Below are 14,938 nucleotides of genomic sequence, written 5' to 3'. Positions count from 1 at the left end.
TCGCAGGTACAAAACAGAGAAAGGGGACAAAATTTATGAATGAAAAACAACGACTAGATAGTCAGCAAGTGGAAACAGCTAATCCATCGGACAAAAAATCCGAAAAGGATTATAGCAAATATTTTGAAGCGGTGTATACACCACCATCCTTAAAGGAAGCGAAAAAGCGAGGAAAAGAAGAAGTCACTTATCATAAGGATTTTGATATTCCACAACAATTCCATGGGATGGGAAATGGACGGAAATTCTATATCCGTACGTACGGCTGTCAAATGAATGAGCATGATACTGAGGTTATGGCAGGGATCTTCATGGGACTTGGCTATGAACCGACAAATACTGTTGAGGATGCCAATGTCATATTATTAAATACATGTGCAATCCGGGAAAACGCCGAGAACAAGGTGTTTGGTGAACTGGGTCACTTGAAGCATTTGAAAAAAGAAAAGCCAGACTTACTTCTAGGTGTATGTGGATGTATGTCCCAAGAAGAGTCTGTAGTCAATAAAATTTTGAAAACATATAATCAAGTAGATATTATCTTTGGAACACATAATATTCATCGCCTCCCAAACATATTGCATGAAGCATATATGTCAAAGGAAATGGTTGTAGAAGTATGGTCTAAGGAAGGCGACGTGATTGAAAACCTTCCGAAAGTACGTCAAGGGAATATTAAAGCTTGGGTTAATATCATGTACGGATGTGACAAATTCTGCACGTATTGTATCGTTCCTTATACACGCGGGAAAGAGCGCAGCCGCCGTCCGGAAGATATCATCCAAGAGGTTAGGCAATTAGCTGCCCAAGGATATAAAGAAATCACCCTTCTTGGTCAAAATGTTAATGCTTATGGGAAAGACTTCGAGGATATGAAATACGGTCTAGGCGACCTAATGGACGAAATTCGCAAAGTTGATATTCCGCGTATCCGTTTTACAACAAGTCATCCTCGCGATTTTGATGATCACTTAATTGAAGTACTTGCAAAAGGCGGAAATCTCGTTGAACATATTCATTTGCCAGTTCAATCTGGTTCAAATGAAGTGCTTAAAATCATGGCACGAAAATATACGAGAGAACATTATTTGGAGCTAATTCGTAAAATCAAGGCTGCTGTTCCAGGCGCAACATTTACTACAGATATTATTGTCGGCTATCCGAATGAAACAGAAGAGCAGTTTGAAGAAACGCTTTCACTATATCGTGAAGTGGGTTATGAGTCTGCCTATACGTTTATTTATTCTCCTAGAGAAGGAACACCAGCAGCAAAAATGCAGGATAATGTTCCTATGGAAGTGAAAAAAGAACGTCTACAGCGTTTGAATGGACTTGTAAATGAGCTTTCCGCTGAAGCGATGAAAAAGTATCAGGGTCAAATTGTTGAAGTTCTAGTAGAAGGAGAGAGTAAAAACAATCCTGATGTATTAGCAGGCTATACAAGAAAAAATAAACTTGTCAACTTTATTGGGCCAAAATCTGCTATTGGGAAAATTGTGAAAGTAAAAGTTACCGATGCAAAAACATGGTCATTAAACGGAGAAATGATAGAAGAACTTGATGTGGTAGAGGTGGAGTGAAATGGCAAAATATACAAAAGATGACATTATTGCTCGAGCGAAAGAGCTTGCACGAATGATTGCAGAAACGGAAGAGGTAGACTTTTTTAAGCGTGCAGAGGCACAAATAAACGAGAATGAAAAAGTTCGTGCAACGATTTCAAATATAAAGGGCTTGCAAAAACAAGCAGTTAACTTACAGCACTTTGGTAAAAAGGAAGCGTTGAAAAAAACAGAAGATAAGCTAGAAGCCCTTCAAAATGAATTAGATGAAATCCCAGTTGTACAGGAATTCAAGCAATCTCAAATTGAAGTGAATGAATTGCTGCAAATGGTTGCTAATGCGATTTCTAACACAGTAACTGATGAGGTGATCCTTTCAACAGGTGGAGATTTGCTGAGCGGCGAAACGGGGTCACAAATAAAAAATAGCGATTGCTCACACCATCATTAGTAATGCGAAAAGCGCCTTGTTCATCGCCGTACGGACTGGAAGAGCCCTGACTGAGATAAAGGAAACACGATAAGCCGTTAGGCGAATCGATGTTGACTTATCGTAGGGAGGGGATCTGAAGTACGATAGGCGATAGGCGCTGAAGCAAGACAGCATTAGATAGACGGAAAACCCCCTGAAATTATTCAGGGGGTTTCTCTATAGTTAAAAGGAGGTATAATCGGCCTGGTTCGGGTTGTGGAGGCTAATTATTTCTAAGCAGATCTACTGCTCTTAAAAATTCTTTTCTGTATTCTTGCTGATCCTGTAGCGCAGCATTCAGCGTGGAAAGTAAAGATTCATTTAAAGTTTTTGAACCATTTTGATTGGAATCATTGCCCAAATAGTTGAGAAGGAAAGTATATACGAGAAGCAAGGTTGAATAATTATCTACGTAGGTTAAATTGATGGCACGTCCACCCGTTCCGCCTGCAGCATGGTTATTAATAGAGGGGATACCAGCTTCAGCAGCCATTTCAAGCAATTCTTCAGGAACTCCAAGTTGTTTGAGTACTTCGGGATCTAATTGTAATTTATTATTTTTATTTCTATCAAGCATTTTCCATACCTCCCTTCTCTTTGGACAATCACTGGTTCTACTGTGCTTTTCAGGACAGAGGCAATTCGCCTTTCCCTTTCTAAGCGTGGTTGCTTTCTACTTGATTTGCGTTGTTCACTGAAATTGCTTGTGAATCACCACCATTTGCCACATTAAATTGAGCAGATAGGATTGGAATATTGATTAGTGATGCATTAACTGCAAAACCGCCAAGTGAAACAGGGATTTGTACAGGGATGTTCACCTGCGGACTATTTCCCTGCGCTGCGAAAGTAAAGGCCTTAAATGCATCTCCGTTGCTGCTGACGCCATTAACAGCTTGTCTTTCATTCTTTACAGGGCTTGTCTGAGAGTCTTCATAACATCTATTTGCCAACATCATTTCTCACCTCCTCCAATGTATTAATTGTTCCTTACTCCTTTTCAGTGGAGTTATTATTTGTAAGATCAGTAAGATCTAAATCAAGTAATGATACACCATTTAATGAAAGTTTTATTTTCTTATTATCATCAGATGTTTCAAATACAGGCAATAATTTGCTAAGTGCTGGGAGAATATTCTGAACACCGTTAGACCCTAAAGAATTTTCGCTGAATATTCCGTTTAAGTTTTTTAATGGGTTTATTCCATTGAAAAGATTTCCGTTCAGGGGATTTGCTGATAAGTTACTTAACTTATTAGAAACAAGTCCATTCAATGACTCTGCTAAAGTTTTTGAAATTTTATCTGCTAACTCTTTGGCTTTTTCTCCATTTATTTCTTTGCCATTGAAATTTATTTTCAAATTGGAACCATCTAAGTTGGCCATGCTGATCACCTCCTTCTCGTTACTGTATTATATTGGTGAAAAAGCCAAGCTGTATCCGCGTTTTAATGAGGGCAAACATATATTTTTATGAAACTGCCAAACGGTGCAACTGGCAAAAGAACAAATGATGAAAAAATATGTCTATAAAGGAAACCTATTCTACGAACAATTACCTGTTTATAAGATATGTGCTCTCTAATTTAGTAATATGGCACATTCGCCCTGAAAAAGCATACTATGAATTATGCCAATACATTTACCTAACATTCATCAAGAAATATCGCACACTAGTCTAATATCCCGCATAGGATGAATTGAAAATGAATGAGGAGGTTCGCTCGCAATGGGAGAATACAGAGAGATAATAACAAAGGCGGTCGTTGCAAAAGGACGAAAATTCACCCAGTCCAATCATACGATATGCCCTAAACACCATCCGTCAAGCATCCTTGGCTGCTGGATTATAAACCATACGTACGAGGCGAAAAAGGTCGGTAAAACAGTCGAGGTTAGCGGCTACTATGACATTAACGTTTGGTATTCCTTTGATAATAATACAAAAACAGAGGTTGTTACAGAACGTGTTAATTATAAAGATGTCATTAAATTAAAATACCGTGATCCTGATTGCCTTGACGACCATGAAGTAGTGGCACGCGTATTGCAGCAGCCTAACTGCTGTGAATGTGTGATTTCACCAAATGGAAATAAAATTATCGTTCACGTGGAAAGAGAATTTCTCGTTGAAGTGATTGGTGAAACGAAAGTATGTGTAGCTGTTCATCATGATCAATGTGATTGTGATGATGATGAATGGGGCTTAGATGAAGTCGAAGATGATGCATTCGAAGATTTAAATCCAGATTTTTTAGTTGGAGATGAAGAAGAGTAATAACTAGGAGGGCCTGCTTCCTAGTTTTTTCTTTTTTAGTATTATCAATCTAGCATTTGTTTCTTTTAAAAATTTGCAAGTGACCAAAAAGCAACCAAATGATCATCTATTATTGAATAGGTCACTTGCCTTTCTTTTATCTTTAATGGTTAAGTGATTGTAGGAGTTAGAAGTTTCCTTTATATTTGTATGTTCTAACTAGAATTGTGTTAATACTCACATACTTCTAAACAATTCCCGTCTACATCAAAAAATTGGAAGTATTTAGCGCCATATTCCTTTACTTCTTCAACTTTGACTCCGTTAGTTCTTAAGTATTCATAAGCTATTTGTGCGTTAGGTACATAAAAGTTAAAAGAACTTCGTCTTGGTTGAAAATAATTTTGATCGTTAGTGAGGAATAAAGTAATAGATGTATCCCCGAATTTCACACACTGATATTCTCCTCTTTCACTTTTCCAGTCTGGAATTCCTCCTAGGATTTCAACATACCAGTTTAGTGATTTTTCAATATCTTTTGTTGGAACAAACACTGTGTCAATCCGTTGAAATATTTTAGACATGAACGAACCCCCATTCAAATTTTATTACAATCAAATTATTTCTAGAAATGTATGGAATTTCCCTCTCATCAATAAATAATTTTGTGGTCTATGAATAATAAAAATCTCGAAAATATCTTATCCAATCTTAATCCTCTTTCAATTTGTCAGATCATCTCCCTTTATGCGAAATAAAGCAGCAAGTTTCATGTTTAATTGTCTGTAAATTTAGATTATAATAAATAAAAATTTAAAAAGGGAGGCTTTCCTGGTGGGGAATTATTTTCTATTTATATTCATGGCATTTATGCTGATAATTTTACCGGGCCCGGACACAGCGGTTATTACAAAAAATACAATCACCAAGCGAAAATCTGCAGGGTTACAAACAACTGCTGGCACGCTTGTAGCATTACTCATTCATACAACGGCAGCTGTGTTTGGTTTATCCGCTCTGATTGTTAAATCGGCTTTCCTTTTTTCTATTCTTAAATATGCAGGAGCTGTATACCTGATTTATCTTGGCTGCAAATCGATTTTATTTATTATAAAAAAACAGCCACAAGCTGCTGCTAACTCTGAGCAGGTTAACAAATATGGTAAAGAATCAAACTTTAGGCAAGGGTTTTTAACGAACCTATTAAATCCAAAAGTAGCAGTATTCTTCCTTACCTTTTTGCCTCAATTTGCCGGAAAAGGTGATCATGCATTTTTTGAATTTTTAACACTAGGCTTAACCTATACCTTATTAACATTGATTTGGTTTTTCTTCTATATATACTTAATTCATTTTATAAGTGACTTTATGAAGAAGCCTTCAACGATAAAGGCAGTAGAAGGGGTGACAGGAGGAGTATTGATACTATTTGGTTTAAAATTAGCTTTGGAAAAGAACTAGTTTGATTGGTTAAATAGTCCTTATTTACAATCGGTGTATCCTATTTTCTTCCTTCACATGTTAAAATGATTAATTGAAAGAAACCTAGGAGGTAGGCTTATGTTCAAAAAAGTTGCTTCAGATGTATTAGGGTTAAGTGATGTTGGAAGTGTGATCAAGCCTGTTGATTATGACAAAGTAGATGCAGATGACTACGTTCTTCATGAGGACAACGAAAAAATTTACTTCTTAATTAAATCAAAATCGGATGAATATTGCTTCACCAATAAAGCATTAATTCATTTAGACGGCACGAGTGCAATGAGTAAAAAGCGAACTTTAAAGCGATATGCATACAAGGAACATGCGATTTCAGATGTAATGCTTGAAACAGCTGGCACGGTTGATTTGGATGTGGAGATAAAATTTGTGATCGGGCCTGTTCATTTTTCGATTGATGTTCACAAAAAGTATATTGAAGAATTGAAAGATCTATATAAAGCACTTATTCGTATTTCGGAAATTTGCCATGAAAATGAAGTGTCCATGTCTTATGCCGAAAGGAGCTTGGAATTAACTTCAAATACATTTAGCCGTTCTGCAATTCCGCAGGATAATAATTTTGTAGATAACTTTAGAGTATTAAATGAAACCGCATTTAATTGGCTTATGAATAGCAGAAAGAAATACAATGTAAAAGATTTTGGTTATGTGTTTGAAAAATATATTAATAATTGAATCAGTGAAAGCAGCGATCTTAATTTTATGATCCTGCTTTTCTTTGTTATAAGAAACAAAAATAAATAATACTTTATGATATAATAGGTATATAAAAAGTTACATTTGAACATTTGGAGGATATTATGGCAGCTTATACGCCTATGATACAGCAATACTTGAGAGTAAAGGCAGATTACGAGGATGCCTTTTTATTTTTTCGTCTTGGAGATTTTTACGAGATGTTTTTCGACGATGCCATTAAAGCATCACAGGAGCTGGAAATCACCTTAACGAGCAGGGAAGGCGGCTCAGAAGACCGCATTCCGATGTGTGGGGTTCCATACCATTCTGCACCACATTATATTGAACAATTAGTTGAACGTGGATATAAAGTAGCTATTTGTGAACAAACGGAAGATCCGAAACAAGCAAAGGGTGTCGTTAAACGGGAAGTTGTTCAATTAATAACGCCTGGGACAATGATGGAAGGCAAAGGTCTTCATGAAAAGGAAAACAATTTTATTGCTTCGATCAGCTATTTTGCTGATGAAACCTTTGGATTTGCCTACAATGATCTTTCGACTGGTGAAACGAAGGTCACTATGATTAGCACTGGCTTTGATGAGGTATTGAATGAGCTATCCATTTCAGGTGCGAAAGAAGTAATTATTGCACACGATTTCAATGGAGAGTGGCAGCGAAAAATGAAAGAGCGTTCTGTTCTGACCATCTCGTTCGAAGAGGATTGTACGAGCAAAGAGAGCTATCTGCATTTACTAGAGGAGATTAATCAGGACAAGCTTCGTCAAACAACTGCTAGACTATTTAACTATTTATATCGTACGCAAAAAAGAAGTTTAGATCATTTACAGACGGTATCTACTTACCAAACGAATCAATATATGAAAATTGATTATTTTTCCAAAAGAAACTTGGAACTAACCGAAACGATTCGTTCCAAAGGAAAAAAGGGTTCGTTGCTATGGCTTCTCGATGAAACAAAGACGGCTATGGGTGGCAGGCTGTTAAAGCAATGGGTAGATCGTCCTCTTGTAAATGCGAAGGAAATTATTCGCCGGCAAACCCTTGTTGAAACCTTTATTGCCGCCTTTTTTGAACGGGAAGAATTAAGAGAGAAGCTAAAAGAGGTTTATGACCTTGAGCGTCTTGCAGGCAGAGTAGCATTTGGGAATGTAAATGCGCGTGATTTGGTCCAATTGAGACGATCTTTGCTCCAGATTCCTGAGCTGAAACAATTGCTCAGAAAGCTTTCTAACGATGAGGCGGGAATACTTGCTGAAAAGCTTGATGCCTGTGAGGAAGTTGTCGATCTTTTGGATCGTGCTATTGCAGAGAATCCGCCTTTGTCTATTAAAGATGGGAATATGATCAAGGATGGATACGACGAGCAATTAGATCAATATCGTGATGCTACAAGGAATGGGAAAACATGGATTGCCCAGCTTGAAAAACAGGAGCGGGAGAAAACGGGTATCAAATCATTGAAGGTTGGCTACAATCGTGTATTTGGCTATTATATTGAAGTGACAAGAGCAAATTTACATCTATTAAAAGAAGGGCAGTATGAGCGCAAACAAACTTTAACAAATGCTGAGCGATTTATCACACCTGATTTGAAAGAAAAAGAAGCACTTATTTTACAGGCGGAAGAAAAAAGCGTAGAGCTGGAATACGAATTATTTACAGCAGTCCGTGAATATGTGAAGGAATTCATCCCAAGATTGCAATCTCTTGCAAAGTTGGTAAGTGAGCTTGATGTCCTGCAATGCTTTGCTACAGTTAGTGAGGAAAGACACTATGTGAAGCCTTCGTTCACAAAGGAACGTAGAATTGTGATTAAAGATGGCAGACACCCAGTCGTCGAAAAAGTCATGAACGCACAAGAATATGTACCAAATGATTGTTATATGGATGCAGAAAGAGAAATGCTGCTAATAACTGGGCCAAATATGTCAGGTAAAAGTACGTATATGAGACAAATTGCTTTAACTGCCATTTTAGCGCAAATTGGCTGCTTTGTGCCTGCGTCAGAAGCTGTTCTACCTATATTTGATCAAGTATTTACAAGAATTGGCGCAGCAGATGATCTTATCTCCGGTCAAAGTACGTTTATGGTTGAGATGCTAGAAGCGAAAAATGCGATTGTTAATGCCACTCAGGATAGCCTTATACTCTTTGATGAGATCGGCCGTGGAACATCAACCTATGACGGTATGGCGCTAGCGCAGGCAATTATTGAATATATCCATAACCGTTTAGGTGCGAAAACATTATTCTCCACCCATTATCATGAATTGACAGTATTAGAAGAAGAACTTCCAATGGTTAAAAATGTCCATGTCAGTGCAATTGAGCAAAATGGCAAAGTTGTCTTTCTTCATAAAATAAAAGAAGGAGCTGCTGACAAGAGCTATGGGATTCACGTCGCACAGCTTGCTGAGCTACCTGAGGAACTAATTACGAGAGCAAATGAAATTTTGACGAAGCTTGAACAGAAGGATGAGCAGACAACGCAGCCTCCTCCTGAAAAGAACATGCATAATATCGCTGAAGATGCTGCTCAGCTTTCCTTCTTTGATGAACCTGTTGAGAAGAAACCAGCGGCATTGAGTACAAAGGAAAAACGGATTATTGAAAAAGTAAGAGATATAGATATTTTAGATATGACACCAATGGAAGCACTAAATACGCTATATGAACTACACAAGAAATTAAAAGGATAACCGCTTGAACATGGAGGTGTAGGCAATGTCCAAAATTATTCAGCTAGATGACGCACTCTCAAATAAAATTGCCGCTGGGGAAGTAGTTGAACGGCCAGCCTCTGTCGTAAAAGAACTAGTGGAAAATTCAATTGATGCTGGTAGTACCATTATAGAAATAGAGGCGGAAGAAGCAGGATTAGCAAAAATTCGCATCATTGATAATGGGGATGGCATTGAGGAAGACGATGTATTGACGGCCTTCCAACGCCATGCAACGAGCAAAATTAAAGATGAAACAGATCTATTTCGAATTCGAACATTAGGTTTCCGTGGGGAAGCATTGCCCAGTATTGCTTCTGTTTCGAGAATTGATATGAAAACTTCGACAGGAGAAATTGGGACACGCATTCAGGTTGAGGGAGGAAAAGTGGAAGCTATTGAAAAAGCTCCAGGACGGAAGGGAACAGATTTAACCGTATCCGATCTGTTCTTCAATACACCAGCAAGACTCAAATATATGAAGACTATTCATACGGAGCTCGGAAATATTACCGATGTGGTCAATCGTTTGGCTCTTGCCCATCCGGAAGTTTCTTTCCGCCTCATTCATAATGATCGGAAATTACTGCATACGAATGGGAATGGCGATGTCCGTCAAGTATTAGCATCAATTTACGGCATGAACATTGTGAAGAAAATGGTGCCGATAGTCGCTACTTCTCTCGATTTCCATATTAGTGGCTATGCTGCCCTGCCTGAAATTACTAGAGCTTCACGGAATTATATTTCTACAATGATTAATGGGCGCTTTATCAAAAATTACACGCTTGCAAAAGCGATTCAAGAGGGATACCATACACTGCTGCCAATCGGGCGCTACCCAATTGTCCTTTTGAATATTGAGATGGACCCGTTACTTGTCGATGTGAATGTCCATCCTTCAAAAATGGAAGTTCGCTTAAGTAAAGAACAAGAATTAAATGAACTTGTTGCTGGTGCAATTAAGAACGCCTTTAAGTCACAAGAATTAATCCCAACAGGCTTTACAGAACCGAAACCAGTTAAGCCGAGGGAGGAACAAACATTTTTAGAATTGGATCATGTTCCAGTTTTTAATCCAATACGCGAAGCAGCTGTGGAAAAGTCTAGTCCTTCCTATATTCGTGAAAATATGGTCGAAAATGAGCCGAAAAGGGATGCTTCTTCTAGTTATCCGAATGAAATGTACGAAGAAATGGATCATGCTGCTGATCCGTATGTACCTAATATTGAAGAAAAACTGGATGAGGTGACGAGCCAATTAAACATTAATCAACCCAACCAGATTCAGGCTTCAAGAGTCCCGCCTCTATACCCAATTGGGCAAATGCATGGCACATATATTTTTGCTCAAAATGAGAAGGGTTTGTATATTATCGACCAGCATGCTGCGCAGGAACGGATTAAATACGAATACTTTAAAGAAAAGGTTGGACAAGTTGAGAGTGAGCTTCAAGAAATGCTGATTCCACTTACTTTTGAATATTCCACCGACGATTATATTAAAATTGACGAATATAAAAATGAACTTGAAAAAGTTGGTGTCTTCCTTGAACCATTTGGACACAATAGTTTTATCATTCGCTCCCATCCACAATGGCTTCCGAAAGGGGAAGAGAAAGAAATTATCGAGGACATGATTGAACAGCTCCTTTCTATGAAAAGAGTGGATATTAAAAAGTTAAGGGAAGAAGCAGCCATCATGATGAGCTGTAAAGCTTCCATTAAAGCAAATCACCATTTAAGAAATGATGAAATCCAAGCTTTGCTTGATGAGCTTAGACACACTTCAGATCCATTTACATGCCCGCACGGACGGCCTATCATCATTCAATATTCAATTTATGAGATGGAGAAAATGTTTAAACGGGTGATGTAATTTTAAAGAATAGGGAAGCCTTGATTTATAAGGGCTTCTCCTTATTTATTTACTAATTTTCTTAAAACTTATTAAGATTTTCCACTTTCATAGAAAATACTTCACCACAATTTTTGCAAAAAGTAAGAATTATACCTGATCCTAATGAAAATGTTTTGTTAAGTGGTCTAACTTTCGCATAACCATCTAATCGACCTTTTGTGAACTTTTTACTCCCACAAGAATTGCAAATTTGAATTTGGTTATTCATATTATCCCCCTAATATTTATGTTTTAATTCTTATTACGTTTTTTTAGAAATAAGGTTTAAAAAAAGCAGGCATGAATGAACATGCATGAGATAAAGTTTCGTGGTTATGCAGCCTTTAAATGGTTCAATAAAAAAGGGGACCTACTTAGGTCCGGAAGAAGTTTGGGCAAAGAACTCTCTGATTTCTTTTAAGGAAATGCCCATTTTAAATGCAAGAAGTATAAGTTCTTTCCATTCTTTATCTAATGAATTTTTTTCCAAATCACTCATTAGTGTCCCCTCTTTTTATGTAATATTTTGGTTATCCTATAAAATTATGGAACCACCGTGAGTATATTGTATACTTTGTATCTTTACATTTTCTATACAAGTTTGACTAAGGACTTTTAATAAATTAAGCTCGTTACCGTTTAGAATTACCTTTTCAAGAAGATTGTCAACATAAGTCTAAAAAAATAGATCAGTAATTAACTCTCAGACTATGAAAAAAGCCCATCCTAGGCTGATGAGCTACAAATAAGATTATATAACTTTTCTTAAAAGATTTGGAATATAAAATAATGGATAGATCAGTAAGAACAAATTAGGGATCCACCAAGTAACATCAAAATCACTACTGAAAGTCCAAAATGAAATCGCTTGAAGTCCAGCACAAAATGTAAGGACTAATGATATTAGTGCCATTTTGCTCCAAATATTATTCCCTTTTTTATATAAATATAAGCTTGTTAGACCAGTAATTGATACGAGTATGTCTAAAGGGAAAAATGACCAATTCCAAGCGACTAAAATAGGGTTATTGTAGTCATTATATAAATACTCGTTTGGAATTAATTCAAGAAATGTAACTAACCAATAGATAATAAAGCCAATATCAGTTATTAAAAATAGTATTTTTAAAGTTTTCATCGTAATCTCCCTAGAATTATTTTCATTATTTTCAATGGAATATACGAATAAAAACTGTGAAAGTTTCAGTAGAGACAAAATAAGCAATTTAAATAGTACGGTTTTGAAGCATAAAATGTAAATACGGGAAAAAGGTTTCCTCCTGTTATAATCTTAAAATAATGGTTTTTGAAAACCATTAATACTGGCAATAACAGCAATTTGTCCAATATGGTGTTTTTCATGTGAATAAACATGATCAAACAGCCAGTTTAGAGTTGGCACTGTAGGTGGTGTCCATCCGTCCGAAAACTTAGGGATTTCCACTATTTCATTTAATTGCGAATCTTCTAATTGGTATAGGATATCATCTGTATATTTTCTAATCTGAATATAGCTTTCTAAGATTTCTTTAGGGGAACAGTATTCGTTAACATTTAAAATACAACTTTTTTTAAGAGCAACTTCATTAATCCAAAAATCCTCACTGCTGGTTATATGAGAAATTATCCAAGCAAGATTATTTGGATAAATATCTGATTTGATAAACCAACATTCTTCATCAAGATTGGTTAGGTAGGGTATTAAAGTTTTTCTAGGAACGTTTCGAAATGGAAAAAGCAAGAAAAACATCCTTTCTGTTTATATTATGTTTAAGTTCATTATAAACAAAAAAATGTTGCCAATGTTATAAGAATCCTAATATTATATTTGGGGTTTAGCAGTAATTCTTTTTCCAAAAAACATACATTGCTTTTAAATAAAAAAACCACTCTAAGTGGCAATAAAAGTACTAAGTATTTTTGTTTATATAATTATGTCTTATTGATCACAAACCCATACTGAACCTACCCAATAACAATTAGGGCCATTTGGCTTAATTTCCGATGCTGCAGATGCAGAAGTTGCACCGAATAATGCTACGGCAAATATGATGATGCCTAGTTTCTTTTTCATATAATCACCTCCCTAAAGTGATTATATATTTTTTGTTGGTAAATAGAACATAAATATGTTTAAATTAGGAAATCACAAAAACCAAATAAAAAAGCAGTACAACCTTAAGAACGGAAGTGGCTGGTGATGTGAATTGACTAATTGGGATTAATGAAGATAAAGAATTTGAAACATTAAAGATTACTTTAGCTGCATTAGCAAGAGAAATATAGTGTTAATTCGGTGCATTTAAGAGAAGAAAAAGCTATAAATGCTGGTCTCGTAGATCTTCTAAAAAGGATGCAATGCCTATATAAAGGTGCAACCAAAGGAAAATCTCTATTAGGATATATTCCTGAGAGTAGCAATGATAGTAAGGAAGCTTATTAAAATCCAATAAAAGCAATAAGCGCGGTTTTTTACAAACTTAAAAGATTACCATCCATTAGGATGGCAATCCATTCTGATATCAGTCTGCTTCAATACGAATAGCCGAAATTTTTTGACAGTCAACAATTAGTGTTGAACCTGGTTCAGTTTCAAGATCTACGAAGAAAGCACAACAAGTTCTGTTGTTTAAGTTAATAAACTGAACGTCTTCTAACACTTGACCGCTATCGAGAAAAACATCTACTTCAGTTTGAGGTTGCAATTTTCTTAAGGTATCACAAATACAACCTTTACATCTGTTGTGGTGCTCATTTTCCTCTTTTTTACATTCATTGCATTGACAACTTTTTGAAATTTTAATACTCAACATCAATCACCCTCCTTTCCTATAAAGATTAGTTATAGTTTATGAGCAGATGAGATTTACGTATGGACAAACAGTGAGGATTAAAAATACATTTTTACAATCATTTATTATGAGGTGATTGAAATGACTTACCCTTGACTGGAGCAATAAAGTCAATTAATCATCAAGCTACAACTCCTCCAGAGGACATTTGCTGATAAAAGATCGGGAGTTTTATTAAATGGATTCTTAAAGGAACCCTTTGTACTTTAAATAGCTTGTGGTAGTTACGGTTATACACCTACTTCCATTTGTATACAATTATGGTAGTATAATAGGAGGACATAAGGAGGAGAAGCGAATGAAGAAATTATTTTGCTTATTAATGATTAGTATATTGATTACCATGACTTCAGCGTGCGGACAGGGGGAAACGGGCAACAATAAATCGTCAGATGATATTTCTGAGAAAACAGGTAAAGAAAATTCTGAAGAACAATCCATAGAAGTTGATAAAGGCCTATTAAATGTTGAAATAACTTTGCCAGCCTCTTTATTTGAAGACCAAGATATTCATGGGGTAATAGCAGATGCAAAGAATGAAGGGATCGATGACATTAAACAAAATGCCGACGGTTCCTTAACTTTTACGATGTCAAAATCAAAGCATAAAGAAATGATGAAAGAATTAGAATCGGAACTATTAGAATCTATTGAAGATGCTAAGAATAATGAGGACTATGTTTCAATTAAAGATGTTACTCATAATAAATCATTCTCAGAATTTACATTAATTGTCGATCAAGAAAAATACGAGAATAGTTTTGATGGCTTTGTTGCATTTGGTTTTGGCCTATCAGGAATGTACTATCAGCTATTTAATGGAGTTAGTGCAGATGATTATAAAGTGACTATTATTATCAAAAGTGAGGCAACCGGAGAGGTTATTAATACGATTGCATATCCTGATGCGTTAAATGAAAGTGAATAATTGCTGATAGGCACCTAAATTTAGGTGCCTTTTATTTTGAAA

18 protein-coding genes are annotated in these 14,938 nt (G+C 36.1%); 8 read left to right on the top strand and 10 right to left on the bottom strand.

From position 1 onward, the window contains the following. Positions 1 to 35: 35 nt before the first annotated feature. Together miaB and RUH74_RS02115 are read left to right on the top strand one after the other, a co-directional pair. Positions 36 to 1,580, top strand: coding sequence for a tRNA (N6-isopentenyl adenosine(37)-C2)-methylthiotransferase MiaB (miaB, locus tag RUH74_RS02120; protein ID WP_313798602.1), 1,545 nt, complete (start codon positions 36 to 38; stop codon positions 1,578 to 1,580). A 1-nt stretch (position 1,581) separates the two neighbouring features. Next, a complete protein-coding gene (locus RUH74_RS02115) occupies positions 1,582 to 2,013 on the top strand; it encodes a YlbF/YmcA family competence regulator (protein WP_313798601.1) in 432 nt (143 codons plus the stop codon). Between the two features lie 244 nt (positions 2,014 to 2,257). On the opposite strand, the gene RUH74_RS02110 is transcribed toward RUH74_RS02115, so the two are convergent. The 3 genes from RUH74_RS02110 to RUH74_RS02100 form a co-directional block, all read right to left on the bottom strand. Further along, positions 2,258 to 2,611, bottom strand: coding sequence for a hypothetical protein (locus RUH74_RS02110; RefSeq protein ID WP_313798600.1), 354 nt, complete (start codon positions 2,609 to 2,611; stop codon positions 2,258 to 2,260). A 79-nt stretch (positions 2,612 to 2,690) separates the two neighbouring features. Continuing rightward, a complete protein-coding gene (locus RUH74_RS02105; RefSeq protein ID WP_313798599.1) occupies positions 2,691 to 2,993 on the bottom strand; it encodes a hypothetical protein in 303 nt (100 codons plus the stop codon). Positions 2,994 to 3,024: 31 nt separating this feature from the next. Then, positions 3,025 to 3,420, bottom strand: coding sequence for a hypothetical protein (locus RUH74_RS02100; RefSeq protein WP_313798598.1), 396 nt, complete (start codon positions 3,418 to 3,420; stop codon positions 3,025 to 3,027). A 343-nt stretch (positions 3,421 to 3,763) separates the two neighbouring features. On the opposite strand from RUH74_RS02100, the gene RUH74_RS02095 reads away from it, so the two are divergent. Further along, entirely contained in the window at positions 3,764 to 4,312 is a 549-nt protein-coding gene (locus RUH74_RS02095; protein ID WP_313798597.1) for an outer spore coat protein CotE, read from the top strand. Between the two features lie 209 nt (positions 4,313 to 4,521). Here the strand turns inward: RUH74_RS02095 and RUH74_RS02090 are convergent, their stop codons facing one another. Further along, positions 4,522 to 4,875, bottom strand: a complete 354-nt coding sequence (locus tag RUH74_RS02090; RefSeq protein ID WP_313798596.1) for a VOC family protein — start codon at positions 4,873 to 4,875, stop codon at positions 4,522 to 4,524. A 250-nt stretch (positions 4,876 to 5,125) separates the two neighbouring features. On the opposite strand from RUH74_RS02090, the gene RUH74_RS02085 reads away from it, so the two are divergent. The 4 genes from RUH74_RS02085 (at position 5,126) to mutL (ending at position 11,095) form a co-directional block, all read left to right on the top strand. Then, positions 5,126 to 5,752 carry a LysE family translocator gene (locus tag RUH74_RS02085; RefSeq protein WP_313798595.1) on the top strand — a complete coding sequence of 209 codons (627 nt, stop codon included), beginning with the start codon at positions 5,126 to 5,128 and terminating at the stop codon, positions 5,750 to 5,752. Between the two features lie 99 nt (positions 5,753 to 5,851). Beyond that, the gene (locus tag RUH74_RS02080) at positions 5,852 to 6,469 is read left to right on the top strand and encodes a PH domain-containing protein (protein ID WP_313798594.1); all 618 of its coding nucleotides are present in this window, start codon (positions 5,852 to 5,854) and stop codon (positions 6,467 to 6,469) included. A gap of 125 nt (positions 6,470 to 6,594) precedes the next feature. Further along, positions 6,595 to 9,195, top strand: coding sequence for a DNA mismatch repair protein MutS (mutS, locus tag RUH74_RS02075; protein WP_313798593.1), 2,601 nt, complete (start codon positions 6,595 to 6,597; stop codon positions 9,193 to 9,195). Positions 9,196 to 9,220: 25 nt separating this feature from the next. Next, positions 9,221 to 11,095, top strand: coding sequence for a DNA mismatch repair endonuclease MutL (mutL, locus tag RUH74_RS02070; RefSeq protein ID WP_313798592.1), 1,875 nt, complete (start codon positions 9,221 to 9,223; stop codon positions 11,093 to 11,095). A 61-nt stretch (positions 11,096 to 11,156) separates the two neighbouring features. On the opposite strand, the gene RUH74_RS02065 is transcribed toward mutL, so the two are convergent. The 6 genes from RUH74_RS02065 to RUH74_RS02040 form a co-directional block, all read right to left on the bottom strand. Next, positions 11,157 to 11,345, bottom strand: coding sequence for a transcription initiation factor TFIIIB (locus tag RUH74_RS02065; RefSeq protein ID WP_313798591.1), 189 nt, complete (start codon positions 11,343 to 11,345; stop codon positions 11,157 to 11,159). A 141-nt stretch (positions 11,346 to 11,486) separates the two neighbouring features. Then, positions 11,487 to 11,615 (bottom strand): anti-repressor SinI family protein, encoded by a 129-nt coding sequence (locus tag RUH74_RS02060; protein ID WP_313798590.1) that lies wholly within the window; start codon positions 11,613 to 11,615, stop codon positions 11,487 to 11,489. A gap of 252 nt (positions 11,616 to 11,867) precedes the next feature. Beyond that, entirely contained in the window at positions 11,868 to 12,254 is a 387-nt protein-coding gene (locus RUH74_RS02055) for a YvaD family protein (RefSeq protein WP_313798589.1), read from the bottom strand. A 153-nt stretch (positions 12,255 to 12,407) separates the two neighbouring features. Then, on the bottom strand, positions 12,408 to 12,866 hold the full coding sequence (locus tag RUH74_RS02050; RefSeq protein ID WP_313798588.1) for a DinB family protein: 459 nt from the start codon (positions 12,864 to 12,866) through the stop codon (positions 12,408 to 12,410). Between the two features lie 189 nt (positions 12,867 to 13,055). After that, positions 13,056 to 13,190, bottom strand: a complete 135-nt coding sequence (locus RUH74_RS02045; RefSeq protein WP_313798587.1) for a hypothetical protein — start codon at positions 13,188 to 13,190, stop codon at positions 13,056 to 13,058. 448 nt (positions 13,191 to 13,638) lie between these two features. Continuing rightward, entirely contained in the window at positions 13,639 to 13,929 is a 291-nt protein-coding gene (locus RUH74_RS02040) for a hydrolase (protein ID WP_313798586.1), read from the bottom strand. 337 nt (positions 13,930 to 14,266) lie between these two features. On the opposite strand from RUH74_RS02040, the gene RUH74_RS02035 reads away from it, so the two are divergent. Continuing rightward, a complete protein-coding gene (locus RUH74_RS02035; protein ID WP_313798585.1) occupies positions 14,267 to 14,896 on the top strand; it encodes a hypothetical protein in 630 nt (209 codons plus the stop codon). Positions 14,897 to 14,938 lie beyond the last annotated feature (42 nt).

This window comes from Cytobacillus sp., from assembly GCF_032154635.1.
Lineage (GTDB): Bacteria > Bacillota > Bacilli > Bacillales > Cytobacillaceae > Cytobacillus.
The sequence above is the reverse complement of the archived record's forward strand: the minus strand, read 5'-3'. Positions and strand labels throughout refer to the sequence as shown.